Below are 23684 nucleotides of genomic sequence, written 5' to 3'. Positions count from 1 at the left end.
GCAGCTAGGGGTGCGCGCACTCAGCGCGTCGGACCCTCGAAAGTGGCATTGCGCAGGAAGCCTGAAGGCATTTGCGAAGCGCCGCCAGCTTGCTGGTGCGCTTCGAGCAGCTGATCGAGCCGCGGATCGCGCAGCATGACCTGCGGATTGCCGTTGCCCACGATCACACGGGTCGGGGTCAGCGCATTGCTCGCGGGTTGCGGACTGTTGACCGCAGCTGCCGCCAGCACCGAATTGACCGCCGGCTGCTGTTGCTGCTGGACCGAAGCCAGCTGCGCACCACCTTGCGGCACCGCCGTGCCATTGCCGACCAGGGTCCAGCTGATGGCAGCCACGGCCATCAGCGACGCAGCACCGGCCACAAGCTTCCAGCGGAACACGGGCTCGTTGGCCGCTTCCGCCCTGCGCTGCACGGGCAGTGCCACCGGTGCGGCGACTGGCGCCGGCATGGGGGCGACCATTACAGGCTCCGCCGCCAATCGCTGCTGGAAGCGCGCGAGGAATGCCGAGGTGTCGCTGCACGGCGAATGAGAGCCCGAACGCAGCACATCGCCCACCACGTGGTAGGCCTGCCATGCCTCGCGCGACTCGCCTTCGGCGCAGACCACTTCGATCGCCTGCGCGAACGCCTCGCCCTGCAAATGACCATCCGCAAGTGCGGACACCTGTTCCCGAACCGTCATCGTCTGATTCATTTCATTCACCTGCTTACTTACCAACGCTTGCCGGACTGGTTGTCCAGCAGCGGTTTGACCCTGGCCGAAATGGCCTCGCGCGCCCGGAAAATACGCGAACGCACCGTGCCGATAGGGCAATCCATGACCTCGGCAATCTCTTCGTAACTCATGCCCTCGATTTCGCGCAGCGTGACCGCCTGGCGCAACTCGGCAGGGAGTGCTTCCATGGCCGCCTCGACGGCACTGGCGATTTCATTCGCCGCCATGACCGATTCGGGGGTTTCGTCGGTGGTTGGTTCGTTTCCGGGACGGTAAGTTTCATCGTCGTCCTCAGAAGAAGGCCTGAGAGCGGCCTCGGAGACAGTCGGATCGCGCTTCATGTCCACCAGCGCCTTCTTGGCGGTGTTGACGGCGATCCGGTAGAGCCAGGTGTAGAACTGCGCCTCACCGCGAAACTGGTGCAGCGCGCGGTACGCGCGAATGAAGGTTTCCTGCGCAATGTCCTCGACCAGGTCGACATCGCGCACCATCCGCCCGATCAGGCGCTCGATGCGGCGCTGGTACTTGATGACCAGCAGCTCGAACGCCTTCTGGTCGCCCGCGACGGTGCGCTGGACCAGCTGGAAATCGACCTCGCCCGGACGCACCACGGCAGGCGCATCGGTCAGGCCGGAATCCGGCGGCACTGGCGGAGAAGTGGTCATTGACGGAGGATCAGGGCGCGTCGGCGGGAGCCGTCGCGCGCCAGGGGTCGCCCGCAGGTGCTGCGGACGGGGGGCGCGAATATACCGCACGGCGCACGTCGCGCCAGCGCTCAGGCATGGCCCGCTGCTCGATCCAGACCCAGCGGCGGGCGCGGCCCGGCTCGCTGAGCCGCACCAGCATCAGCGACTGGAAATCGAGCGCCACGAACGCCCTGGCAGCATGCACGGCCCGGGAGGCATGGCCTCCCGTCAACGACCAGTAGAGGCCGTCGAAATGCAGAACGCCCGCGCCATCGCGTCGCAAGCCGAAGCCCGCGGCGACGCCCGCAAACACGACACTGAGAACCAGCAACAGCTGGCGCCATCCAGCGCTATCGAAGAGATAGCAAGACGCGCCTGCGCAGCAAGCACCCAGGGCCCAGAGGACAACAAGAATCCGGGTTGCGCCACGCGAGCGCCCCACCGGATAGGTCACCGACGGTGCGCTGTGCATGAAAGAGCAGTGCTCAAGCGCGCTTGAACACCAGCGTGCCGTTGGTGCCGCCGAAGCCGAAGTTGTTCTTGACCGCGACGTCGATCTTCAGATCGCGCGCCTCGTTGGCGCAGTAGTCGAGATCGCATTCCGGATCCTGATTGAAGATGTTGATGGTCGGCGGGCTCTTCTGCTCGTGCAGCGCCAGCACCGTGAACACCGATTCGATGCCGCCCGCGCCGCCCAGCAGGTGGCCGGTCATGGACTTGGTCGAATTGACGACGAGCTTCTTCGCGTGATCGCCGAATGCCAGCTTGACCGCATTGGTCTCGTTGACGTCGCCGATCTGCGTCGAGGTGCCGTGCGCGTTGAGGTACTGCACCTGGTCGGCGTTGACGCCGGCATTGGCCAGCGCCATGGCCATCGAGCGGCGCGGACCGTCGACGTCGGGCGCGGTCATGTGGTACGCGTCGCCCGTCAGGCCAAAGCCCGCGACTTCCGCGTAGATCTTGGCGCCACGTGCCTTGGCGTGTTCGTACTCTTCGAGCACCAGCACTCCGGCACCCTCGCCCAGCACGAAGCCGTCGCGGTCCTTGTCCCACGGACGCGAGGCCGTGGCGGGATCGTCGTTGCGGGTGCTCAGCGCGCGAGGCGCAGTGAAGCCGCCGATGCCGAGCGGAGAAATGGTCGACTCCGCGCCGCCCGCGATCATCACGTCAGCATCGCCGTACTCGATCATGCGTGCCGACGTGCCGATGGCATGCAGGCCGGTGGTGCAGGCGGTCACGACCGCGATGTTCGGGCCCTTGAAGCCGTACTTGATCGAGACGTGGCCCGAGATCATGTTGATGATCGATGCCGGCACGAAGAACGGCGACACGCGGCGCGGGCCGCGGCTCATCAGTTCGCCGTGCGTCTCTTCGATCATCGGCAGACCGCCGATGCCCGAGCCGATGTTGCATCCGATGCGCACGGCTTTTTCATAGGACAGCGCTTCGCCAGTCGGCAGTCCGCTGTCCTGCACCGCCTGGATGGCGGCGGCGAGACCCAGATGAATGAAGCGGTCCATGTGGCGCGCTTCTTTCTCCGAGATGTATTGGGTGATGTCGAAACCCTTGACCTCACCGGCGAACTTGCAGGCGAAGGCGCTTGCATCGAACGCGGTGATGTTCGCAATACCTGACTTCCCGGCCAACAGGTTGGCCCAGGATTCGGTTGCGGTGTTTCCGACAGGAGCGATGCAACCGAGTCCGGTCACGACGACGCGGCGTTTGGTCATGCCGGCAAACCTTTCTGGAAGCGCTGAACAGTTGCCTGTCGGCGCGTGCGGTTTTTGAAGGAAAAGCCGCCGGCCGCAGTTGCAATCTTGTCAGCTGGCCAATCAGGCCTTTTGATTCTTGGTGGCGTAGTCGACGGCGTTTTGCACCGTGGTGATCTTCTCGGCATCTTCGTCGGGAATTTCGATGCCGAATTCGTCTTCGAGTGCCATCACGAGTTCGACCGTGTCGAGCGAGTCAGCGCCGAGGTCGGCCACGAAAGCCTTTTCGTTCGTCACTTGGGACTCTTCCACGCCGAGCTGCTCGGCGATGATTTTCTTGACACGTGCTTCGATATCGCTCATTTGGTTCCCTCTGAGGGTTGTAGGTAATCGGTGGATTTTAGCCGGGCGCATTGTGGCATTTGCCGCGCGTCCGGTACGGGAAAAACTTGCGCCTTGCGGCTACATGTGCATGCCGCCGTTGACGTGCAGCTCTTGCCCCGTGACGTAGGACGCCTGGGGCGATGCGAGGTAAGCCACCGCGTGCGCGATGTCGGCCGGCTTGCCCAGATGGCCCAGCGGGATCTGCTGGAGCAGCGCCTGTTGCTGGGCTTCGGGGAGGCTGGCTGTCATGTCGGTTTCGATGAACCCGGGTGCGACGCAGTTGACAGTGATGTTGCGGCTGCCCAGTTCGCGGGCCAGTGCGCGGGTCATGCCCGCGACGCCTGCCTTGGCAGCGGCGTAGTTGGCCTGGCCGGCATTGCCGGAGGCGCCGACCACGCTGGTGATGCTGATGATGCGGCCGTAGCGCTGCTTCATCATCGGGCGGATCACCGCGCGCGAGAGGGAGAAGACGGCCTTGAGATTGGTGTCGAGCACCGCGTCCCAGTCGCCGTCCTTCATGCGCATGGCGAGCGTGTCGCGCGTGATGCCGGCGTTGTTCACCAGCACGTGGATGGCGCCGTAGGCCTGCACGATCTCGTCGATCAGGGCCTCGACGGCAGCGCCGTCGTTCACGTCGAGCGCACGGCCGCGGCCGTCATAGGCGCTCAGGGCCGACGTGATCTTGGCCGCGCCATCGTCGGTGGTGCCGGTGCCCACGACCTTGAGGCCGCGCTGGGCCAGCTCCAGCGCGATCGCCGCGCCGATGCCGCGCGTTGCGCCGGTGACCAGGGCAATTTGCCCTTCGAATTTGGGAATGCTCATAAGAAAAAGTGTCGGAGCCTTGCGCCGGTCAGCCGGCGAGCGATTGTCGGGTGTCCGCGAGCGTGGCCGGGTCGTACACCGACGCGGCTTCCAGATCGGGGGCGATGCGCTTCACCATGCCGGCCAGCACCTTGCCGGGACCGCACTCGATGATGGCGGCTACACCGCGCAGTTTCAAGGCCTGCACGCTCTCGACCCAGCGCACCGGGCCCGCAGCCTGGCGCACCAGGGCGTCGCGGATGCGGTCGGCATCGGTCTCGATGGCGACGTCGATGTTGTTCAGCACCGGAATCTGCGGCGCGGCCAGCGTGATGGAAGCCAGCTTCTCGCGCAGCGCTTCCGCAGCAGGCTTCATGAGGCTCGAATGGAAAGGCGCCGAAACCGGCAGCAGCAGAGCGCGCTTGGCACCGTTGGCCTTGAGCAGTTCGCAGGCCTTGTCGACCGCGGCCTTGCTGCCGGCGATCACAGTCTGCATGGGGTCGTTGAAATTCACCGCCTCGACGATTTCCGCGCTGCCGGAGCCAAAGCTGGCAGTGGCTTCCGCGCAGCCTGCGACTACCTTGCCCGACTCCATGCCAAGCACCGCAGCCATCGCGCCGACACCAACGGGCACCGCCTGTTGCATCGCTTGCGCACGGAAACGCACGAGCGGCGCGGCTTGCGCGAGCGTCAGCACGCTCGAAGCCACCAGCGCCGAATACTCGCCAAGCGAATGGCCAGCCACGACGGAAGGCGTGGCGCCACCCTCGGCCAACCAGGCGCGCCATGCGGCAACACCGGCCACCAGCATCACGGGCTGAGTGTTGGTGGTGAGCGCCAGCTCTTCCTTGGGACCGTTCTTGATCAGCGCGCCGACGTCTTCGCCGAGCGCTTCGGAAGCTTCGCGCAGCGTTTCGGCCACAGCCGGGTGATCGCCCCAGGCGTCGAGCATGCCGACCGCCTGCGAGCCCTGACCCGGAAAGACAAAAGCAAAGGATTTCATTGTTGTATGCGCCATCTCGCATTGCGGCCGCCCTCTTCCAGGGCGACGCAACGCACTACAGATTCAATAGCACCGCGCCCCAGGTGAAGCCGCCGCCCACGCCTTCGAGCATGAGCGTTTCGCCTTTCTTCACCTTGCCGGAGCGCACGGCCTCGTCGAGCGCCAGCGGAATCGAGGCGGCGGAAGTGTTGCCGTGCTCATTCACCGTGACGATCAGCTTCTCGCGCGGAAGCTTCAGCTTCTTCGCCGTGCCTTCCATGATGCGGATGTTGGCCTGATGTGGAATGAGCCAGTCGATGTCGGTGTCGACCTTGCCGGCCTTGGCCAGCGTGGCGCGCGCAGCTTCTTCGAGCACGCGAACCGCGAGCTTGAAGACAGCCTGGCCGTCCATGTGCAGCAGCGGCGTGCCCAGCACATTGCCGCCCGAAACGTGGCCCGGCACGCAAAGAATGCCGACGTGCTTGCCATCCGCATGCAGGTCGCTGGCCAGGATGCCGGGCTCTTCGCTGGCTTCGAGCACCACTGCGCCCGCGCCGTCACCGAACAGCACACAGGTGGTGCGGTCGTTGAAGTCGAGGATGCGAGAGAAAACTTCGGCGCCCACCACCAGCGCGCAACGCGCGGTGCCCGTGCGGATCATCGCGTCGGCGACGGTCAGCGCGTAGACGAAACCGCTGCAAACCGCCTGGACGTCGAACGCCGGGCAGCCGGCAATGCCGAGCTTGTTCTGAAGAATGGCGGCCGACGACGGAAACACCATATCGGGCGTCGAGGTCGCGACGATGATCAGGTCGATGTCGCTGGCTTTACGGCCGGCAGCCTCCAGGGCGTGCCGGGCAGCTTCAAGACCAAGGTCACTGCTCGTGACATCCGGCGCGGCGAAATGCCGCGCGTGGATGCCGGTGCGCTCGACGATCCACTGGTCGGAGGTTTCGATGCCTCGCGTCGCCAGATCTTTGGCGAGATCGTCATTGGTCACGCGGCGTGGGGGCAGATAGCTGCCGGTGCCGGTAATGCGTGAATAAGAAGGGGTCATCAAACGTGAAGGGCCGTCGCGTCGACCGGCGCCGCCGGTTCCTGTCGCGCTAGCAAAGGCGCGGCGTGGGCGATGCGGGCCCGCACGCGATCGAGCAGGTTGTTGCGAGCGGCATCATAAGCGCGATCCAGCGCATGGCCGAAAGCCACTTCGTCAGCCGAGCCATGGCTCTTGAAAACCAGGCCGCGTAGCCCCAGCAAGGCTGCGCCGTTGTACCGACGGTGATCCAGGCGACTTTTGAACGCTTTTAGAACCGGATAGGCAACAATTGCCGCCATCTTGGTAAAAATGCTCCTGGAGAATTCGACGCGGATGAATTCGCCGATCATTGAAGCCACGCCCTCGCTGGCCTTCAGAGCCACATTTCCGACGAAGCCGTCACAGACGACGATGTCGGTCGTGCCTTTGAAGATATCGTTGCCTTCTACGTTGCCGTAGAAATTCAGATCCTTGGAGTTGGCAGCCGTACGCAGCAGTTGGCTCGCTTTTTTGATCGTTTCGCTGCCCTTGATGGCTTCCTCACCGATATTGAGCAGGCCGACCGAAGGCGCCTCATTGCCGGTCAGCGCCGACACCAGAGCTGAGCCGAGCACGGCGAACTGGAGCAGGTCTTCGGCATCGCAATCGACGTTTGCACCCAAATCGAGCACGGTCGTTGCCCCGCCTTTGGCGTTGGGAAGCTGCGGCGCGATCGCAGGGCGGTCGATGCCGTCAAGCGTCTTGAGCAGGTAGCGCGCGATCGCCATGAGGGCGCCGGTGTTGCCGGCAGAGATAGCCGCCTGGGCGGCGCCGTCCTTGACCTGCTGGATCGCGACGCGCATCGAAGAGTCTTTCTTCTTGCGCAGGGCGATTTCAACCGGGTCGTCCATACCCACCACTTCGCTCGCAGCGACGATGCGGGCACGCGGATGCGCGGCAAATCCCGCCAGTGCGGCCGGCGCGCCGACCAGCAACAACGAGGCTTCGCTGTGCCGCTCAAGAAATGCGCGGCAGGCCGCGAGAGTGACGCGCGGCCCATGATCGCCTCCCATGCAATCCACGGCGAGCGTGATTGCAGAAGGCGCAGCAGTGATTTCGGGGGAAGAAGGCGTAGCCATCAAAACAAAGGCCCGACGCTACAGCAGAAGTAGCTTCGGGCCTTGGCCTTGGAATGCGAGATCAGGCTTCGGACTTGTTCTTGAGCACCTGACGGCCACGGTAGAAACCGTTGGGGCTGATGTGGTGGCGCAGGTGCGTTTCGCCGGTGGTCGGTTCCACGGCGATGCCGGGCACGACCAGCGCATTGTGGGAACGGTGCATGCCGCGCTTGGAAGGCGACTTCTTGTTTTGCTGGACGGCCATGATGGCTCCTGGACTGTTAGGTGAGTGATTGGATGCGGGCTCAAGCGGTGGCAATACAAAAACTTTAGCGGCATGTATGGAATGCCCGTATCTGTATTGCTGCTCACGGCGGCGCGCGCGAAGCCCATGATTATAGCCCAGCCTGCGGGAAAGGGCTACTTTCCCTCTTCGGGCTTGCGCGAACGCAACGCGCCGAGCACTGCGAAGGGGTTCGGCTTGGCCTCTTCGGCCGCCTTGAAGTCCTCATCGCTGGAGGAAAGCTGCACCGGCGTGGGGCAGACATCGTGGACGGGCATGACGGGGATTTCCATCAGCAGTTCGTCCTCGATCAGGGCGTGCAGGTCGAAATCCCGGCTTATAACGAGCAGGTCTTCCTCGGATTCCTCGTCTTCCGCCTCGGCAGTGGCCTCGTCGGCCACGAAACGGAACCAGCGATCCACGGAAAGCAGCGTGTCGACCGGCGACAGGCAACGCTGGCAGACCAATGGCACGGTGGCGTCAGCCTCCAGGTGCAGCCAGAGCGTGGCCTTGCCATCCGCACCGGGACGCTCTTCCCCGTGGGCCTCCCATCGGACCACCGCGTCGGGCGCCGGGATGGCCAGTTCGGCGACCAAGCGTACATAGTTCGGAACCGGATCGGCGGCTTCCAGGGTGGCGGCAGCGGCGGTAAAGCCGGGCACATTGAGCCGTTCGGGGGCAAATTCTCTCTTCATCCGCGCCAGTCTAGCGTGCCGGCCATTTCACCGGCTTGGGGCATACCTGAGAGTTTTGGGCGGCTCACGCACAATCGTCACCATGCAACGCACCGTGATCCTCGCCTCGACCTCGCGCTACCGCCGCGAACTGCTCACCCGCCTGCGCCTGCCCTTCGATGTGCATTCGCCGGAAGTCGACGAAACGCCCCTGCCCGGCGAAACGCCGCACGACCTGGCCGTACGCCTCGCGCTTGAAAAGGCCAACGCCGTCGCCGCCCGCTTCCCCGAGGCCGTCGTCATCGGCTCGGACCAGGTGGCCGACCTTGCCGGCGAGGCGCTGGGCAAGCCCGGCGACCATGCCCGCGCCACCGCCCAATTGCGCCGCATGCGCGGCCAGACGCTGATCTTCCAGACGGCCGTGGCCGTCGTCTGCAAGGCGACAGGCTTCGTCCAGCGCGACATCGCGCCCGTGCGCGTGGTGTTCCGCGACCTCAGCGACGCCGCCATCGAACATTATCTGCAGGCCGAGCAACCCTACGACTGCGCCGGCAGCGCCAAGAGCGAAGGCCTCGGCATCGCGCTGCTGAGCGCCATCGACAGCGACGACCCGACCGCACTGGTCGGCCTGCCGCTGATCCGCACCTGCCAGATGCTGCGCGCAGCAGGAGTCGATCTGCTGTGACACAACAAAAAGGCAAGCTCTACCTAGTTCCCGCGCCGCTCGACTTCGGCTGCGACGTGCAGGCCCCGCTACAAGACGCCCTGCCACTGGGCACACTGCAGACAGCCGCCGGCATCACCCACTGGATCTGCGAGAACGCGAAGTCCGCGCGCACCTACCTGAAGCGCATCGACGAAGTGGCGCCACTGGCCGCCCCCCTGCAGGCGCAGAACATCCAGGAACTGCCGCGCGAAGTGCACAAGAAAGGCGATCACGCAGGCCAGTTCGACGCCCGCCCCCTGCTGGCCGCCGCGCTCGAAGGCCACGACATCGGCCTGCTGAGCGAGGCAGGCATGCCGGCGGTGGCCGACCCGGGCTCCTCGGTGGCGCGCGCCGCGCACGACCTGGGCGTCACCGTGGTGCCGCTGACCGGCCCGGTCTCGCTACTGCTGGCACTGGCCGCGAGCGGACTCAACGGCCAGAACTTCGCCTTCGTCGGCTACCTGCCGCAGGACGCCGGCGAACGCCAGACCCGCATCCGCGAGCTCGAAGCGCTCGCGCTCAAGTCGGGCCAGACGCAGCTGTTCATCGAAACGCCCTACCGCAACGCCGCGCTGCTGCAGGCTCTTGTGCAGACCCTGCAACACAACACCCGGCTCGCCGTGGCGCGCGGCCTGACGCTCGCCTCCGCCCACGTGCGCAGCGAGACGGTCAAATCCTGGCGCGCCAAGCCACAAGCCACCACAGACGAACGCCTGCCCGCCGTGTTCGCGATCGGCCGCTGAGGATGGTGGGCGTTACCGCAGCCACGCGCTGGGCATCGCGCGCGCAATTCTTCGCCGCCGGCTTCATCTTCGCGACCTGGGGCGTGCATGTGCCCACGGTCAAGGCGCACTACGGCATCGACGAAGCGCAGCTCGGGCTGGCGATGCTCGCGGCCGGCGCCGGCGCGATGTTCGGTCTGACCAGCGCGGGCCGCTGGATCGGCCGACACGGCCCGCGCCGCGTGGCCGGCATTTGCGGCTGCATCTACGCGCTGCTGCTGGCCGGCCTGATCGCGATGCCCGGCTATGCCGCGCTGCTGGTTCTGCTGGCGGCTTTCGGCCTCGTGACCAGCGTGTTCGACGTGTCGATCAACACCGAGGCGGCCCAACTCGAACTGCACGGCGACACGCCCCTGATGAGCGGCATGCACGGCATGTTCAGCCTGGGCGGAATGGCCGGTGCCGCGAGCGGCAGCGCCGCGCTGGCGGCAGGGCTTGGCGCGCAGGCGCACCTGCTGCTGGTCGCGGCCGCGATGGTGCTGCTCGTCGCCGTGGCCTCGACACGCATGCTGCCCAGGCCCGCTACCAGCGGTGCCACCGAGGCCGACCACGGCTTCCTGCTGCCCCGCGGCACGCTCGCGGTGCTGGGCGTGCTGGCCGCGCTGGGCCTGATCGCCGAAGGCGCGATCTACGACTGGAGCGTGCTCTATATGCAGCAGGAAATCGGCAGCCCTCAGCAACAGGCCGCCCTGGCCTATGCAAGCTTCTCAGCCGCGATGGCAGCGGCGCGCTTCGGCGGCGACGCGCTGCGCGCCCGCTTCTCGCCGAGCACGCTGCTGCTCGGCAGCGGCCTGCTGGCCGCGGCGTCCATGGCGCTGGTGCTCATCACCGACCTGCCCTGGCTGGCGCTGGTCGGCTTCGCGGGAGTGGGTGTCGGCTTTGCGAACGTGGTGCCGATCCTGTTCTCGGCCTCGGCGAGAGTGCCGGGCGTCGAGCCCGCACGCGGCATTGCGTCGGTCTCGGCCCTGGCCTATCTGGGGTTCATGGCAGGCCCGGCAGTGATCGGGCTGCTGGCGCGTGCGACCTCGCTGACCGCCGCGCTCTATGTGGTCGTGGTCTTCGCCGCGGCGCTGGCAGCGTCGGCGCGCTACACCGCCGGCAGCGAAGCCAAATAAGAAAATCAGCGCAGTGCCGGCGCGGTGTGCATCAGGCGCACCGTGGTTTCGGCCATCGCCGCGCCGAACTTCTTGGCCAGCTTCTCGGCCACGTTGTCGCGCCGCGTGTAGTCGATCACCTCTTCGGCCTTGATCACTTCGCGGGCCACGTAGTCGACATTGCCCAGCTGGTCTGCCAGGCCGTATTCGACGGCCTGCTCGCCGCTCCAGAACAGGCCGCTGAACAAGCCAGGGGTGTCAAGCTTCAGGCGGTCGCCGCGACCGGCCTTCACCACATTGATGAACTGTGTGTGGATCTGGTTGAGCATCGTCTGCGCGTGCGCGCGCTGCGCATCGCTCATCGGGCTGAACGGATCGAGGAAACCCTTGTTCTCGCCGGCCGTCAGCAGACGGCGCTCGACGCCGACCTTCTCCATCACGCCGGTGAAACCGAAGCCGTCCATCAGCACGCCGATGCTGCCCACGATGCTGGCCTTGTCGACGTAGATCTTGTCTGCCGCGGCGGCAATGTAATAGGCAGCCGAGGCGCAGGTCTCCTCGACCACGGCATAGACCGGCTTCTTGTACTTGGCCTTCAGGCGCTTGATCTCGTCGTTGATGATGCCGGCCTGCACCGGGCTGCCGCCGGGCGAGTTGATCAGCAGGACCACGCCCTTGGCGCCTTCATCCTCGAAGGCCGTCTTCATCGCGGCGACCACGAACTCTGCGCTCGCATCCCCGCCATTGGCGATTTCGCCCTTGATCTCGACGACGGCGGTGTGCGCCGTCGTCTTGGCCGTGCTCGGCGCGCTGCGCGAGAGTGCGAACCACGCCAGGAAGATGAAGAAAGCAAGCCAGGACAGACGCACGAAGGTCTTCCAGCGGCGCGTGGCCTTCTGTTCGTTCAACGAAGCGAAGGCGAGCTTTTCGAGGGTGGCGCGCTCCCAACCGGGGCGCTGTGTGGGATCTTTGGCCATGTTCGTGGGAGGGGCCGGCTCAAATGGTTCGAACCCGGCGGGTTCCGTTCGGTTCGGGTCGGTCATGTCAGAAGGTCAGGGGGTGGAGGTTCCAGCCAGTATGCCAGTGCACTACGCCGTCATGCTCGCTCAAGGCGATCTTCACGAGGCCGCCGCGGCACGGCCCGCCCGCGCATTCGCCGGTGTCGGGCTTGTAGACCGCACCGTGCGTCGCGCACAGGAGCCACTGGCCGGTGTCGTCGAAGAAGCGGTCGGGCTGGAAGTCGAGTTCCATCGCAACGTGGCTGCACCGGTTGAGAAACGCATGCGGCTGCCCCTCGAAACGCACCGCAAAGGCGCGACACGTTTCTCCGCCGTAGATCACGTCGAAGGGCACGGCCAGGCCACCTTCGACCAAGTCCGCGGCGTTGCACAGCGGGATGCGTTCTTCGTCGCTCATGGCGGGATTTTTCTCAGGCGTTGCCGAGGAGCCACGCCTCGAGGTCGGCCACCGAATGCGCGATGTGCAACGGCTTGAATTCATCGAAGCTGGCGAATTCGTGTGCGCCGTAGCTCACGCCCACGTTGGCGCAGCCGGCGTTCTGGGCGAGTTGCAGGTCGTGCGTGGTGTCGCCAATCATCAGGGTACGTTCCGGCGGCACGTCGAGTTCTTCCATCAGTTCCAGCAGCATGCGCGGATGCGGCTTGCCGAAGGTTTCGTCGGCGGTGCGCGAGGCGTCGAAGCGATCGCGCAGCGCGACCGACTTGAGCGCTTCGTTGAGGCCGCGGCGCGACTTGCCGGTGGCCACGGCCAGCTTATGGCCGCGTGCGCGCAGCGCATCGAGCATCTGCAGCACGCCATCGAACAGCACGAGGTCGTCCTGGTGCTGAAGATAGTGGTAGCGGTAACGGGCGCCGAGCTCTGGGTATTTTTCTTTCGGCACGTCGGGCGCCGCGCGCGCCAGCGCTTCGGCCAGGCCGAGGCCGATGACCCAGGCGGCGTCGTTCTCGCTCGGCTTGGCGCCGCCAACGTCGATCACCGCAGCCTGGATGCAGCGCACGATCAGGCGCGTGGAGTCATAGAGCGTGCCGTCCCAGTCGAAGGCGATCAGGTCGAAGCGAAGAGGTCTGGAAGAATCAGTCATGGGCCGTGGGAGTGGGGTGTTGGGCCAGTGCCTCGAGGGCGGCGGGCGGCATCAGCGCGTGCAGTTCGGGCGGCAGGTCGGCCTGCAGCGCCACGCGGTCGCCGCTGGCCGGATGGTTGAATTGCAGCCGCCACGCGTGAAGAAACATGCGCTTGAGGCCGAGTTTCTGAAATGCGCGCTGGCGGTCGGACTCGCCGTACTTGTCGTCGCCGGCAATCGGATGGCCGGCCGACGCGAGGTGAACGCGAATCTGATGCGTGCGCCCGGTCTTGATCGTCACTGCCAGCAGTGACAGCGGCGCGGCATCGCCAGGCAGCGAAAGCCGCGCCAGTACCCGTACCAGCGTGACGGCGCGCATGGCGTCCGGATGATCCTTGGCGACCACGCGCACGCGGCGCTCGCCGGCGCCAGCGCCGGAACCGTCGGGCAGCAAATACTTGGCCAGCGGCGCGTCGAGCACCTTCTTGTTGGCGGGCCAGGCACCCTCGACCAGCGCCAGGTAGGTCTTGCCGGTTTCGCGTTCGCGGAACTGGTCCTGCAGCGCAACCAGCGCGCTGCGCTTCTTGGCGACGAGCAGGATGCCGGAGGTTTCGCGGTCCAGCCGATGCACCAGTTCCAGAAATTTCGCCCCGGGGCGCGCCGTACGCAATTGCTCGATCACGCCAAAGCTCACGCCGCTGCCGCCATGGACGGCCACGCCGGCCGGCTTGTCGATGGCCAGCACGGCTTCGTCTTCGAGCAGTACCGGAAATTCGCGCGCCGGCGCCGGCGGGGTGCCGCCCTCTTCAGCGCGCGGCGAGATGCGGATAGGTGGCAGGCGCAGCACATCGCCCGCCTCGATGCGGGTTTCGGCCTGCACCCGGCCCTTGTTGATGCGCACCTCGCCCGACCGGATGATCCGGTAGACGTGCGTCTTCGGAACGCCTTTCAGATGGCGGAAAAGGAAGTTGTCGAGCCGCTGCCCGGCAGATTCGGCGTCGACCGTGAGGAATGTGATGGCCGAATGCGGCGCCCCGGCTTCGCCTGGGGCTTTTTGGCCTGCGGGATTTGGAGCAGCCGCGGGGCCTTGCTTCGCACCTATAATGTTTTTCACCAGCGCGGTCATGTAAGTGCTTGATTAGACAGAAGTTTAGTCCACTGCCATCAAATACCCAGGACGGCGCTGTGAGGTCGATGCCGCTTTGGCGCCGAGCTGCAAACCCCGCGCAATTGCGCAAAGTGGCAGACCAGGCACCCAAGTCAAGCCGACACCCACGAAACACCGATACGGAATACCCAGCCTGCAGCTTCCAAGCTGCCGGCGGATCGAAGCGAGTCCCTTGTTGTGTTGATGCTGCTGATTCAAATGTGCCTGCGCTGGTCAACCTGGTTTCGACCAGCGGCCTCAGGCATTGAATCGTTGGCAGCGTGCGCCACTCTTGCGCAACCAGCTATCAAAAAGATAGCTGGCCAACACCGAATCTGGCTCGCGCCCATCCACGCGCCCCCACCCCGGCTGTCTTCTTGAGCTAACGCTCGAGAGGCCTGCTCGCGCCTGGCGCGGCAGTGAACAGCATCCGGGGCCCAAGCGGCAATTCCCTGGTTTCGCGGGCGTCGTCCGTGCATCGTTGGCCCATCAAGGGCCGGTAGAACGATACATATAAGGACAACGCATCATGAAGCGGATGCTGATCAATGCCACGCAGGCCGAAGAACGCCGCCTGGCCATCGTCGACGGGCAGAAACTGCTCGACTACGAAATCGAAATCGAAGGGCGCGAACAGCGCAAGGGCAACATCTACAAAGCCGTCGTGACGCGCGTCGAGCCTTCGCTCGAAGCCTGTTTCGTCGACTACGGCGAAGACCGCCACGGCTTCCTGCCGTTCAAGGAAATCTCCAAGCAATATTTCGCCGAAGGCGTGTCTGCCAGCCAGGCCCGCATCCAGGACGCGATCCGCGAAGGCCAGGAACTCACCGTCCAGGTCGAAAAAGAAGAACGCGGCAACAAGGGCGCGGCCCTCACCACCTTCATCTCGCTGGCCGGCCGCTATGTCGTGCTGATGCCGAACAACCCCCGTGGCGGTGGCGTTTCGCGCCGCATCGAGGGCGACGACCGCGCCGAACTCAAGGAGGCGATGGACCAGCTCGAGTACCCGAAGGGCATGAGCATCATCGCGCGCACCGCCGGCATCGGCCGCATCGCGTCCGAACTCCAGTGGGACCTGAACTACCTGCTCAAGCTCTGGACCGCCATCGACGGCGCGGCCAAGGGCGGCAAGGGCGCCTTCCTGATCTACCAGGAATCCTCGCTCGTCATCCGCGCCATCCGTGATTACTTCAATCACGACATCGGCGACATCCTGATCGACACCGACGACATCTACGACCAGGCGCAGCAATTCATGGCGCACGTCATGCCCGAGCATGCCGCCCGCGTGAAGCGCTACCGCGACGACGCCGCCCTGTTCAGCCGCTTCCAGATCGAGCACCAGATCGAATCGGCCTATGCCCGCACCGTGCAGCTGCCTTCGGGCGGCGCCATCGTGATCGACCACACCGAAGCACTGGTCTCGGTCGACGTGAACTCGGCCCGCGCCATCAAGGGCGGCGACATCGAAGAAACCGCCACCCGTACCAACCTCGAAGCCGCTGACGAAGTGGCCCGCCAGATGCGCCTGCGCGACCTGGGCGGCCTGATCGTCATCGACTTCATCGACATGGACGAGTCGAAGAACCGCCGCGAAGTCGAAAGCCGCCTGCGCGACGCGCTGCGCCAGGACCGCGCCCGCGTGCAGTTCGGCTCGATCAGCAAGTTCGGCCTGATGGAAATGAGCCGCCAGCGCCTGAAGCCGGCGCTCTCCGAAGGTTCGTCGATCCCCTGCCCCCGCTGCGGCGGCTCGGGCCACATCCGCGACACCGAATCGAGCGCGCTGCAGATCCTGCGCATCATTCAGGAAGAGTCCATGAAGGACAACACGGCCGCCGTGCATGTGCAGGTGCCTGTGGAAGTCGCCTCGTTCCTGTTGAACGAAAAGCGCCCCGAAATCGCGAAGATCGAGCTCAAGCAGCGCGTCACCGTGCTGATGGTGCCCAACAAGACGCTCGAAACGCCGAACTACAAGCTCGAGCGCCTGAAGCACGACGATCCGCGCCTCGACCACATCGAAGCCAGCTACAAGATGGCCGACGAGATCGAAGACCCGACCTCGGTCACGCGCCGTTCGCAAGAGCCCACCAACAAGCAGACGCCGGTCATCAAGGGCGTGCTGCCCGATGCGCCCGCGCCCGTGGTGCCGCCCAAGCCCGAAGCAGTGCGCGCGCCTGTCGCAGCACCCGCACCGGTCGCACCGCCCGTGGTGAGCGCGCCGGTTCCGGCACAGACCGGCTTCTTCGCCTGGATCAAGAACCTGTTCGGCGGCACGCCGGCCCCCGCTGCGGCGCCTGCGCCGTCCGCGATCCCGGTCGAAGCACCGAAGCCCCGTCGCGACGGCCGCCCAGGCCGCGACGGCGAAGCACGCGGCGGCGCACGTGACGGCGAACAGCGCCGTGGCGGCCGCGGCGGCGAAGGCCGCAGCGAGAACGGCGGACGCTCCGGCGGTCGCGACGGCGAACGCCGTGGCGGCCGTGGCGGCGAACGCCGTGAAGGTCGCGAAGGCCGTGAAGGCCGCAGCAGCGAACTGCGCAACGACGCCGCCAACCAGCCGCGTGAACAACGCGAACCGCGCGAGCAGCGTGAGCCCCGCGAGCCGCGTGAAGCGCGCGCACCGCGCGACGGCGAACAACGCCGCAACGGTCGTGGCGAGCGCCGCGAAGGCGAAGGCCGCGAAGGTCGCAACAACGCGCCGGCCGAAGCACTCGACGGCAACGTCAACCTCGAAGCCCAGCAACTGGCGACCGGCGCCGTTGCAGGCGACGAAGGCAACGCAGCAGAACGCGCGCCCCGCGCCCGCGGCGAACGCCGTGAACGTGGCGAGCGCGGTGAACGTGGTGGCGAGCGCAATGGCGCCGACAACAACGGCGCCCGCGAACGCAACGCCGAAACCGGCGAAGGCGCCGCGCAAGGCGAGCAACGCCAGCCCCGCAACGGCCGCGACGAGCAGCGCGCACCGCGTGGCGAACGCAGCGACCGCAACGACGGCCGCCGCGAACGCCGCAACGACGCGCCTCAAGCCGAAGCGGATGCACGCGGCGCCGAAGCCGCAGCAGCCGATGTCGATCAAGGCAGCGAAGCCAGCATCAACGGCAACAACGAGCAGGCACCGCGCCGCGAAGGCGACGAGCGCCGCGGCCGTTCGCGTGACCGCTACGGCCGTGACCGCCGCGAACGCGGCCCGCGCGATGAAGCCGAAGCCACCGCCGAAGGCGCCGCAACGGAAGCCACGGGCGACGCGCAGCAGCAAGCCCCGCAGCAGCAACTGCCGCTGGCGTCGGAACGCTTCGAAGCAGTCGAAGCCGCTGCGGCACCGGAAGTCCGAGAGCCCGTGGCAGCACCGCAGCAGGTCCGCACCGAGCGCCCCGCGCCGGCACCGGCTGTCGTGGCAGCAGCCGCGCCGATCGTCGTCGAAAGCGTCAAGGCGCCTGTTGCTGCCAACGGCCGCGCGCTGCCCAAGGTCCAGCCTTTCGAACTGCCGCTGAACGAGCTCGCGCAGATCGCCGAGAGCTCGGGCCTGCAGTGGGTCAACTCGGATGCCGAGCGCATCGCGCAAGCGCGCGCCGCCATCGAAGCCGAGCCAAAGCCGGTGCACGTGCCGCGCGAACGCCCGCCGGTGGTCGTGCTCGACGAAGGTCCGCTGGTGCTGGTCGAAACCCGCCGCGACCTCGGTTCGATGTCGCTGCCGTTCGAGCAAGAGCAGCAACGCAGCCTCTGAGCGACACACACTCCCAAGTAAAAACGGCGCCAATGGCGCCGTTTTTTTTATGCCTTGTCGTGCGCCGGCAGTTCCGGCATCTCCAGAATCAGCTGACCGAACCGGCAGGCACATTCCGTCTTGCCGCCCTCGCTCCAGATCAGCGAAAAATCCACGTTCGGCAAAGGCGGCAGGCCATAGCGGCCGTCGACGATCTTCATGCCCGGTTCCACGTCCTCGCGCGTGAGCACCGTCACGGCCAGCCCCGCCAGCACGGCCGCGCGAATGCCATGCTGGCTCGCCGAGGTGAAAACCACGTGCCAGTCGACCGGCGTCGCATCCAGCGCTGCACCAGCCAGTTCGCGATTGACGCAAGGCTTCGGGAAGTACGCCAGCGGCAGCGATGCGCCAACGGGCGCTTCGAAAGTCTCCGCCGCCACCCACACCAGCTGCGTGCGCCGCAGCCGCGTGCCCTCCTCGCAATCGGCCGGCGACATCACCACCGCAAGATCAAGCTCGCCCGCTTTGATCATTGCGCGAAAGTCGAGGTGCATGCTCACGCTGACCTCCATGCGCGTGGCAGGAAACGAGCGCGCGAACTGCGAGAGCAGCGGCGGCAGCCGGTCACCCATGAAGGTGTCCGGTGCGCCGAAGCGCACCACGCCCGAGATCAGCGAGGGTTGAAAGCGCCGCGTCATCGCGTCGAGCGTGTCGAGGATCTGCTGCGCATAGCGAAGGAAGTCTTCGCCGTCTTCCGTCACCGTGAGGCGGCGTGTCGTGCGATGCAGCAGCGGCCGGCCCACCTGCTCTTCGAGCCGCCGGATCTGGTGGCTGATGGCCGACTGCGTCAGGTGCAGCCGCTGAGCGGCGCGCGTGAAGCCGCCGGTTTCCTTGACGGCCACGAAGGCTCGCAGCAGCGCGGGGTCGAAATCCATGGCAGCCAACCAATCAATGATGAATCGTCATGGATTCTAGGAAATTAAATCATTTCCATCATGAGGAGGCCTTCCCCAGAATCGCCCGGACCTCTTTGCCAAAGACTCCCGAAAGACTTCCGATGCCTCTCTCCCCCACCGGCAAGAACCGGGTCGCGCTGGCCGCGATCTGCCTCATTGCCCTGATGTTCGGCCTGGAAATCTCCAGCGTGCCGGTCATTCTTCCCACGCTCGAACAGGCATTGCACGCCGACTTCAGCGACATGCAGTGGATCATGAACGCCTACACCATCGCCTGCACCACCGTATTGATGGCCGCGGGCACGCTGGCCGACCGCTACGGCCGCAAACGCATCCTCGTCGTCGGCGTGGTGCTCTTCGGCCTCACCTCGCTGGCCTGCGGGCTCGCGCAGAGCGCGCCGGTGCTGATCGTCAGCCGCTTCCTGCAGGGCTTGAGCGGCGGCGCAATGCTGATCTGCCAGCTCGCCGTGCTCTCGCATCAGTTTCAGGAAGGCAAAGAACGCAGCAAGGCCTTCGCCATCTGGGGCGTTGTCTTCGGCATGGGCCTGGGGTTCGGGCCGATCATCGGCGGAGCGATCGTGGCGCTGTCGAGCTGGCAATGGGTGTTCCTGATCCATGTGCTGCTGGCGGCGGTGGCCGTTGCCCTGGTGCTCGGCAGCGTGGAAGAGTCGAGCGACCCCGACGCGCAAAGGCTCGACCTGCCGGGCATCGTCACGCTGTCGCTTGCGGTGCTGGGCCTAACGTACTTCATCACGCAGGGGCCGGGCCTCGGCTTTGCGAGCCCGCTGGCCATCGGCATCATCGTGGCGTCGGCCGCGAGCTTCGTGCTCTTCCTGTGGGTGGAGAAGATCAACCCGCATCCGATGTTCGATTTCTCGGTCTTCAGAATCCGCAACTTCTCGGGCTCGATCATCGGCTCCATCGGCATGAACTTCAGCTTCTGGCCGTTCATGATCTACCTGCCGATCTACTTCCAGGGCGCGCTGGGCTACGACGCGGTCATGGCCGGCTCGGCGCTGCTGGCCTACACGCTGCCCACGCTCGTGCTGCCGCCGCTGGCGGAGCGGCTGGCGCTGCGCTACCGGCCGGGCGTGGTCATTCCCGCGGGCCTGTTCGTCATCGGGCTCGGCTTCATGGCCATGCGCTACGGCAGCGGCATGGCCCACGCAGGCTGGATGACGATGCTGCCCGGCTGCCTGCTGGCCGGCATCGGGCTGGGCCTGACCAACACGCCCGTGACCAACACCACCACCGGCTCGGTGCCGAGCACGCGTGCGGGCATGGCCTCGGGCATGGACATGAGCGCGCGACTGATCACGCTGGCTATCAACATCGCGCTGATGGGGTTCATCTTGCTCGAAGGCATTCATGCGCATCTGCGCGGCGCGTTGTCGGCATCGCTCGACGCAACGCAATTGCGCGCGCTGGCGGAGAAGGTCGCGGCCGGCAACTTCGCGTCGCTTGCCGAAGGCTTTCCGGCGCTGTCGCAGGCGGACCCGTCCGGCGCCGTCGTGCATGCGGCGCTGGTGAGCAGCTTCGGGCTGGTGATGCTCTACGGGGGAGTCGGCGTCTGGGTGCTGGCCGGCGTCAGCCTGCTGATCTTCGGCAGCGGCAAGCCGATGGCGCGGCAGTCATCGAGCCTGAAGGCCGAAGGGTCCTGCCCCTGAAACGCTCAGGTGTTCTCGATCTGCGCCGCGCGCTTCCACGCCTCGGCGGCTTGCTCGGCATCGTCGCGGTCTTCGGCCAGCTGGGCCAACGCGAGCCAGGCACGGCGGTACAGATCGGTGTCCTGCAGCCCCAGGCCAGCCTGCGTCAGCAGCTGCTGGGCCTTGCCCCACAGCTGGCGCTTCATGCAGGCCATGCCCGCGAGGTACTGAAGGTTCGGGTCGCGCGGGTTGTTGCGCTGCGCGCTTTCGATGCGCGCCAGCCAATCGGCATCGACCGAGTCGAGCCCCGCTTCGAGCGCACGCGCCAGCTTGACGCGCAGCGCGTCGCCCAGCGCGCGCGGGTTGGCCACCATGCGCTCCCAGGCCGGCAGCAGCCAGCCGCGCGCCAGCGCGAGATCGCCACGCAGCGCGACCATGCGTTGGGCCGCGTGAATCGCCACTTCGGGCATGTCGCGCTCGTTGGCATCGAGTTCGGTCCACGCGCGAAGCAGCTGTGCCGAATCGTGCGCGCCCGTCAGCAGTTCGGTCGCCAGCCCGCGCACGATGCTCTGCGCCGCGGCGTCAGAGAAGGCGCGGTGCTTGGCCAGCAGGCGCGCGGTTTCGAGCGCTTCGAGCGTGCGGCGATCCTGCCGTGCCGCCTTGAGCCGCAGGCGCAGTGCGAGCGTGCGGCGCTGCGCGCCTTGCGGTAGCTCTTCGAGCCGCGCGAGCGCCGCGGCTGCATCGCGGTCTTCGAGCGCCCAACGCGCCGCGCGCAGTTGCACGCCTTCGCGCGTCTCCGGGCTGGCGAGCACGGCGCGGTCGGCGCTTTCGTTGAGGGCCTGCTGCAGATGCGCGTCGCGCGCTGGCCTGTCTTGCAAGGCCTGCGCACTCTCGGCCGCCAGCAGGTGCGACAGCACGCGCACCTGCTGCGCCTGCGGCAGGCTGGCGCCGAGCGCCGACAGCGTTTTCTCCTGCGTGAGCGCAGCCTGTGCGGCCTTGCGTGCACGCGAGAAGCGACCCGAGATCAGCTGCACCATCGCGTCGAGCAGGGCCGCATGCAGCGTGCGCTCCTTCTGCTGCAGCCGCCACTGGCGCGCCTGCGTCGGCAGCGAGAACAACGCTGCCAGCGCCCGCAGCGCCACGTGCAGCAGCACGAAGGCCACAAGCAGGATCACGAGCACGAGATTCAGCGACAGGTCGACACGCCAGGGCGGCCAGAACACGGTGATCGTGCCCTGGTTGTTGCCTGCGAAAAGGGCGACTGCTGCTGCAACAGCGAACAGTGCGAGGAGCCAGATTGCGGCGCGCATGTCCGATCAGCGTCCTGCCGCCGCGGTGGCGAGTGCGGCCAGCGTGTCGTCGATGCGGACCGGCTCGGCCGTCTTCACCAGCGCCTGCAGCTGCTGCAGCTGCGTGGCAGCGGCCTGGGTGCGGCGCGATGCGGGGTCGAAGTAGCGGTTGAGCGAGGCGGTTACCTGCGACAGCTCGCTGCGTGTGGCTTCCATTTGCCGCGACAGCAGCGACAGGCGCGCATTGAGCAGCTTGAGCTTCAGGTTCTCGCGCAGGAAGTAAGACTGCTCGGGCGCCAGCAGGATCGCTTCCGGGCTCTGGATGCGGCCGACACGCACCAGCGAGCGGGCCTCGCCTTGCACCGTGAGCAGCACGCGGCGCCACCACGGCGCGTCGGCGGGAATTGGCTCGGCCTGCCAGGCGTTGGTGCCGGTGCCGCGCACGGCAACCGCGTTGAGCGTGGGCAGGTCGTCCACGCCGCGCATCAGTTCGTCGAGCTTCTGCAGTGCTTCGACGCTGTCGGTGCTGGCGGTGCTGCGCAGGCGGTCGGCATCGCGCTGCATGGCCCTCTGCAGTGGCGTCAGCCGTGGCTGCGCGGCACGCGCGATGCGCACGTCGCCGGCCTTCAGCGCGGCCAGCAACGGCTCGACGCTGCCGGTGACCTGTGCCTGCTGCAGGGCAAGGCGCACGGCCGACTCGATGTCGACCACGAGGTTCTCGTCGCGCGAACGCGAGAGGCTTTGAATGAGTTCTTCGAGTTGCGAGCGCTGCAGCGCGACTTCGGCCACGCGGGTTTCGACCAGGGCCACGCGGGCCGAGGCTTCGCGCACGGTGTCGCTTGCCTGGCGGGCCAGCGTGCGCGCCTCCATCGATTGCGCGATGGCATCGGCACTCTGGCGTGCCAGCTGCTCCTTCATGCCGCCGACCTTCTGCCACAGCGCGATCGTCATCAGCAATGCGGCCAGCGCCACGAGGGCCACGAGGCCGAGTGCGATGCGAGAGAGGAGCAGCGCGCCTGCGGCCTGCGCGGCCGGCGTCTGGTGCGGTGCCAGCGTGGCGGGCACCGGCGCCGTGGCAGCAGCGGTTGGGGAAGGAGAGGAAAAATCGTCTGACGGGGACGCGGCGCTCATGCCAAGGATTCTATAGACGCGATCAGTGCATCCCGCAGTGGTGTGCATACACGCAACGCCCCGAAACCCGCGGCCCGCGCGGCTTCGCCGATTCGTGCATGCGTGGCGACCGCGCTCGCGGCATGCCATTGCACACCGGGCATTGCGCGCTGCAGATTGCCGATGGCTTCTGAGCTGCTGAAGAGCCAGATCGCGCGGCCTTCGGCGCCGTCGATGGCGAGCTGATGTTGTACGACGTCCAGCGATGGCGGCAGCCGGCGATAGGCCACTACGGTGTCGCGATGGCCGCCGGCGGCATCGATTTCATTGGCGAGCCAGTCGCGTCCTGCGGGGCGTCCGGCTTCATCGCCACCGCGCACGATCAGCACGCGCACGCCGGCAGACACCTGGACCTGCACGCGCTCCCACAGCGCTTCGGAGTCGAAGCGCGTGGCCTCGGGAGGTGGTGCGTCGATGCACTCCGGCGGCACGCCGGCGCGAAGCAAGGCGCGCGTGGTGCCAGGGCCCGTGGCCCAGAAGCGGCACCCTGCCGGCGCACCGGCAGCGTTCTTGTGCTGGAAGAAATGTTCGACGGCCGTGGCGCTCACGAACATCAGCGCCGCGTAGTCCGCGAGTTGCCGCCACGCCATGCGCAGGGGTTCGGCATCGGCCACCGGTTCGATCACGATGAGCGGCAGCGCCACCGCATCGAGCCCTGCGGCGCGCAGATCGCTCACCCATTGCGCCGCTTCGCGCGCTGGCCGCGTGACGATGACGGGGCGGGCGGTCATACGATGACCACCGGT

General features: G+C 66.6%; 24 protein-coding genes. 5 read left to right on the top strand and 19 right to left on the bottom strand.

Going from position 1 to position 23684, the window contains the following annotated elements; genetic code table 11:
• Window positions 1–20 precede the first annotated feature (20 nt).
• The 11 genes from ACSFBF_RS21340 to ACSFBF_RS21290 all read right to left on the bottom strand — a co-directional run bounded on the left by ACSFBF_RS21340 (window position 21) and on the right by ACSFBF_RS21290 (window position 8389).
• Window positions 21–695 carry a sigma-E factor negative regulatory protein gene (locus ACSFBF_RS21340; protein ID WP_435470442.1) on the bottom strand — a complete coding sequence of 225 codons (675 nt, stop codon included), beginning with the start codon at window positions 693–695 and terminating at the stop codon, window positions 21–23.
• Window positions 696–712: 17 nt separating this feature from the next.
• On the bottom strand, window positions 713–1381 hold the full coding sequence (gene rpoE, locus ACSFBF_RS21335; protein WP_258350709.1) for an RNA polymerase sigma factor RpoE: 669 nt from the start codon (window positions 1379–1381) through the stop codon (window positions 713–715).
• 10 nt (window positions 1382–1391) lie between these two features.
• Entirely contained in the window at window positions 1392–1733 is a 342-nt protein-coding gene (locus ACSFBF_RS21330; protein WP_435470440.1) for a hypothetical protein, read from the bottom strand.
• Window positions 1734–1887: 154 nt separating this feature from the next.
• Complete coding sequence (fabF, locus tag ACSFBF_RS21325) at window positions 1888–3132, bottom strand: beta-ketoacyl-ACP synthase II (RefSeq protein ID WP_093049422.1); 1245 nt, start codon at window positions 3130–3132, stop codon at window positions 1888–1890.
• Window positions 3133–3234: 102 nt separating this feature from the next.
• The gene (acpP, locus tag ACSFBF_RS21320; protein WP_007830471.1) at window positions 3235–3474 is read right to left on the bottom strand and encodes an acyl carrier protein; all 240 of its coding nucleotides are present in this window, start codon (window positions 3472–3474) and stop codon (window positions 3235–3237) included.
• A gap of 99 nt (window positions 3475–3573) precedes the next feature.
• The gene (fabG, locus tag ACSFBF_RS21315) at window positions 3574–4317 is read right to left on the bottom strand and encodes a 3-oxoacyl-ACP reductase FabG (RefSeq protein WP_435470438.1); all 744 of its coding nucleotides are present in this window, start codon (window positions 4315–4317) and stop codon (window positions 3574–3576) included.
• Window positions 4318–4345: 28 nt separating this feature from the next.
• Window positions 4346–5299, bottom strand: a complete 954-nt coding sequence (gene fabD, locus ACSFBF_RS21310) for an ACP S-malonyltransferase (protein ID WP_435470436.1) — start codon at window positions 5297–5299, stop codon at window positions 4346–4348.
• Window positions 5300–5354: 55 nt separating this feature from the next.
• A complete protein-coding gene (locus tag ACSFBF_RS21305; RefSeq protein WP_093049413.1) occupies window positions 5355–6335 on the bottom strand; it encodes a beta-ketoacyl-ACP synthase III in 981 nt (326 codons plus the stop codon).
• Window positions 6335–7432, bottom strand: a complete 1098-nt coding sequence (plsX, locus tag ACSFBF_RS21300; RefSeq protein WP_435470433.1) for a phosphate acyltransferase PlsX — start codon at window positions 7430–7432, stop codon at window positions 6335–6337. The genes ACSFBF_RS21305 and plsX overlap by 1 nt, the downstream gene beginning before the upstream one ends.
• Window positions 7433–7493: 61 nt before the next feature.
• Window positions 7494–7676 (bottom strand): 50S ribosomal protein L32, encoded by a 183-nt coding sequence (rpmF, locus tag ACSFBF_RS21295; RefSeq protein ID WP_007830466.1) that lies wholly within the window; start codon window positions 7674–7676, stop codon window positions 7494–7496.
• A 155-nt stretch (window positions 7677–7831) separates the two neighbouring features.
• On the bottom strand, window positions 7832–8389 hold the full coding sequence (locus ACSFBF_RS21290) for a YceD family protein (protein ID WP_435470431.1): 558 nt from the start codon (window positions 8387–8389) through the stop codon (window positions 7832–7834).
• A gap of 82 nt (window positions 8390–8471) precedes the next feature.
• Here ACSFBF_RS21290 and ACSFBF_RS21285 point away from each other — a divergent pair, with 82 nt between their 5' ends.
• Genes ACSFBF_RS21285 through ACSFBF_RS21275 form a run of 3 tightly spaced genes read left to right on the top strand, consistent with a single transcriptional unit; the run spans window position 8472 to window position 10971 of the window.
• Complete coding sequence (locus ACSFBF_RS21285; RefSeq protein WP_435470429.1) at window positions 8472–9053, top strand: Maf family protein; 582 nt, start codon at window positions 8472–8474, stop codon at window positions 9051–9053.
• Entirely contained in the window at window positions 9050–9817 is a 768-nt protein-coding gene (locus tag ACSFBF_RS21280; protein WP_435470427.1) for an SAM-dependent methyltransferase, read from the top strand. Before ACSFBF_RS21285 ends, ACSFBF_RS21280 begins: the two co-directional genes overlap by 4 nt.
• Before the next feature lie 2 nt (window positions 9818–9819).
• Window positions 9820–10971 carry an MFS transporter gene (locus ACSFBF_RS21275; protein WP_435470425.1) on the top strand — a complete coding sequence of 384 codons (1152 nt, stop codon included), beginning with the start codon at window positions 9820–9822 and terminating at the stop codon, window positions 10969–10971.
• 5 nt (window positions 10972–10976) lie between these two features.
• On the opposite strand, the gene ACSFBF_RS21270 is transcribed toward ACSFBF_RS21275, so the two are convergent.
• The 4 genes from ACSFBF_RS21270 to ACSFBF_RS21255 are packed head-to-tail and all read right to left on the bottom strand — an operon-like array spanning window position 10977 to window position 14144.
• Window positions 10977–11993 (bottom strand): S49 family peptidase, encoded by a 1017-nt coding sequence (locus ACSFBF_RS21270; protein ID WP_435458824.1) that lies wholly within the window; start codon window positions 11991–11993, stop codon window positions 10977–10979.
• 1 nt (window position 11994) lies between these two features.
• The gene (locus ACSFBF_RS21265) at window positions 11995–12366 is read right to left on the bottom strand and encodes a Rieske (2Fe-2S) protein (protein ID WP_435470423.1); all 372 of its coding nucleotides are present in this window, start codon (window positions 12364–12366) and stop codon (window positions 11995–11997) included.
• A 13-nt stretch (window positions 12367–12379) separates the two neighbouring features.
• Window positions 12380–13051 (bottom strand): HAD family hydrolase, encoded by a 672-nt coding sequence (locus ACSFBF_RS21260; protein ID WP_435470421.1) that lies wholly within the window; start codon window positions 13049–13051, stop codon window positions 12380–12382.
• Window positions 13044–14144: an RluA family pseudouridine synthase gene (locus ACSFBF_RS21255; RefSeq protein WP_435470419.1), complete on the bottom strand. Its 1101-nt coding sequence runs from the start codon at window positions 14142–14144 to the stop codon at window positions 13044–13046. The genes ACSFBF_RS21260 and ACSFBF_RS21255 overlap by 8 nt, the downstream gene beginning before the upstream one ends.
• A gap of 562 nt (window positions 14145–14706) precedes the next feature.
• Here ACSFBF_RS21255 and ACSFBF_RS21250 point away from each other — a divergent pair.
• The gene (locus ACSFBF_RS21250; RefSeq protein ID WP_435470417.1) at window positions 14707–17898 is read left to right on the top strand and encodes an Rne/Rng family ribonuclease; all 3192 of its coding nucleotides are present in this window, start codon (window positions 14707–14709) and stop codon (window positions 17896–17898) included.
• Between the two features lie 47 nt (window positions 17899–17945).
• Here ACSFBF_RS21250 and ACSFBF_RS21245 read toward each other — a convergent pair whose 3' ends face one another.
• The gene (locus tag ACSFBF_RS21245) at window positions 17946–18812 is read right to left on the bottom strand and encodes a LysR family transcriptional regulator (protein ID WP_435470415.1); all 867 of its coding nucleotides are present in this window, start codon (window positions 18810–18812) and stop codon (window positions 17946–17948) included.
• A 122-nt stretch (window positions 18813–18934) separates the two neighbouring features.
• On the opposite strand from ACSFBF_RS21245, the gene ACSFBF_RS21240 reads away from it, so the two are divergent.
• The gene (locus ACSFBF_RS21240) at window positions 18935–20500 is read left to right on the top strand and encodes an MFS transporter (RefSeq protein WP_435470413.1); all 1566 of its coding nucleotides are present in this window, start codon (window positions 18935–18937) and stop codon (window positions 20498–20500) included.
• 5 nt (window positions 20501–20505) lie between these two features.
• Here ACSFBF_RS21240 and ACSFBF_RS21235 read toward each other — a convergent pair whose 3' ends face one another.
• From ACSFBF_RS21235 to ACSFBF_RS21225, 3 genes are read right to left on the bottom strand one after another with little or no spacing between them, the layout of a single operon-like run.
• Window positions 20506–21789 (bottom strand): heme biosynthesis protein HemY, encoded by a 1284-nt coding sequence (locus tag ACSFBF_RS21235; protein ID WP_435470411.1) that lies wholly within the window; start codon window positions 21787–21789, stop codon window positions 20506–20508.
• 6 nt (window positions 21790–21795) lie between these two features.
• Window positions 21796–22899: a uroporphyrinogen-III C-methyltransferase gene (locus tag ACSFBF_RS21230; RefSeq protein ID WP_435470409.1), complete on the bottom strand. Its 1104-nt coding sequence runs from the start codon at window positions 22897–22899 to the stop codon at window positions 21796–21798.
• On the bottom strand, window positions 22896–23669 hold the full coding sequence (locus tag ACSFBF_RS21225) for a uroporphyrinogen-III synthase (protein WP_435470407.1): 774 nt from the start codon (window positions 23667–23669) through the stop codon (window positions 22896–22898). Before ACSFBF_RS21225 ends, ACSFBF_RS21230 begins: the two co-directional genes overlap by 4 nt.
• Between the last annotated feature and the right edge of the window lie 15 nt (window positions 23670–23684).

The organism is Variovorax nivicola, from assembly GCF_051216475.1.
Taxonomy (GTDB): Bacteria; Pseudomonadota; Gammaproteobacteria; order Burkholderiales; family Burkholderiaceae_C; genus Variovorax.
Note: the sequence above shows the minus strand (reverse complement) of the source record. Positions and strands in the feature narration are given on the sequence as shown.

Excerpts from the sequence above, each read along its gene's own strand:
- ACSFBF_RS21275 (WP_435470425.1), top strand. The coding sequence starts at position 9,820 with ATGGTGGGCGTTACCGCAGCCACGCGCTGGGCATCGCGCGCGCAATTC.
- ACSFBF_RS21340 (WP_435470442.1), bottom strand. The coding sequence starts at position 695 with ATGAATCAGACGATGACGGTTCGGGAACAGGTGTCCGCACTTGCGGAT.
- fabF (WP_093049422.1), bottom strand. The coding sequence starts at position 3,132 with ATGACCAAACGCCGCGTCGTCGTGACCGGACTCGGTTGCATCGCTCCT.
- ACSFBF_RS21265 (WP_435470423.1), bottom strand. The coding sequence starts at position 12,366 with ATGAGCGACGAAGAACGCATCCCGCTGTGCAACGCCGCGGACTTGGTC.
- acpP (WP_007830471.1), bottom strand. The coding sequence starts at position 3,474 with ATGAGCGATATCGAAGCACGTGTCAAGAAAATCATCGCCGAGCAGCTC.
- ACSFBF_RS21230 (WP_435470409.1), bottom strand. The coding sequence starts at position 22,899 with ATGAGCGCCGCGTCCCCGTCAGACGATTTTTCCTCTCCTTCCCCAACC.
- ACSFBF_RS21225 (WP_435470407.1), bottom strand. The coding sequence starts at position 23,669 with ATGACCGCCCGCCCCGTCATCGTCACGCGGCCAGCGCGCGAAGCGGCG.
- ACSFBF_RS21250 (WP_435470417.1), top strand. The coding sequence starts at position 14,707 with ATGAAGCGGATGCTGATCAATGCCACGCAGGCCGAAGAACGCCGCCTG.
- ACSFBF_RS21245 (WP_435470415.1), bottom strand. The coding sequence starts at position 18,812 with ATGGATTTCGACCCCGCGCTGCTGCGAGCCTTCGTGGCCGTCAAGGAA.
- ACSFBF_RS21305 (WP_093049413.1), bottom strand. The coding sequence starts at position 6,335 with ATGACCCCTTCTTATTCACGCATTACCGGCACCGGCAGCTATCTGCCC.
- rpoE (WP_258350709.1), bottom strand. The coding sequence starts at position 1,381 with ATGACCACTTCTCCGCCAGTGCCGCCGGATTCCGGCCTGACCGATGCG.
- ACSFBF_RS21260 (WP_435470421.1), bottom strand. The coding sequence starts at position 13,051 with ATGACTGATTCTTCCAGACCTCTTCGCTTCGACCTGATCGCCTTCGAC.
- fabD (WP_435470436.1), bottom strand. The coding sequence starts at position 5,299 with ATGAAATCCTTTGCTTTTGTCTTTCCGGGTCAGGGCTCGCAGGCGGTC.
- fabG (WP_435470438.1), bottom strand. The coding sequence starts at position 4,317 with ATGAGCATTCCCAAATTCGAAGGGCAAATTGCCCTGGTCACCGGCGCA.
- plsX (WP_435470433.1), bottom strand. The coding sequence starts at position 7,432 with ATGGCTACGCCTTCTTCCCCCGAAATCACTGCTGCGCCTTCTGCAATC.
- rpmF (WP_007830466.1), bottom strand. The coding sequence starts at position 7,676 with ATGGCCGTCCAGCAAAACAAGAAGTCGCCTTCCAAGCGCGGCATGCAC.
- ACSFBF_RS21270 (WP_435458824.1), bottom strand. The coding sequence starts at position 11,993 with ATGACCGACCCGAACCGAACGGAACCCGCCGGGTTCGAACCATTTGAG.
- ACSFBF_RS21235 (WP_435470411.1), bottom strand. The coding sequence starts at position 21,789 with ATGCGCGCCGCAATCTGGCTCCTCGCACTGTTCGCTGTTGCAGCAGCA.
- ACSFBF_RS21290 (WP_435470431.1), bottom strand. The coding sequence starts at position 8,389 with ATGAAGAGAGAATTTGCCCCCGAACGGCTCAATGTGCCCGGCTTTACC.
- ACSFBF_RS21285 (WP_435470429.1), top strand. The coding sequence starts at position 8,472 with ATGCAACGCACCGTGATCCTCGCCTCGACCTCGCGCTACCGCCGCGAA.
- ACSFBF_RS21240 (WP_435470413.1), top strand. The coding sequence starts at position 18,935 with ATGCCTCTCTCCCCCACCGGCAAGAACCGGGTCGCGCTGGCCGCGATC.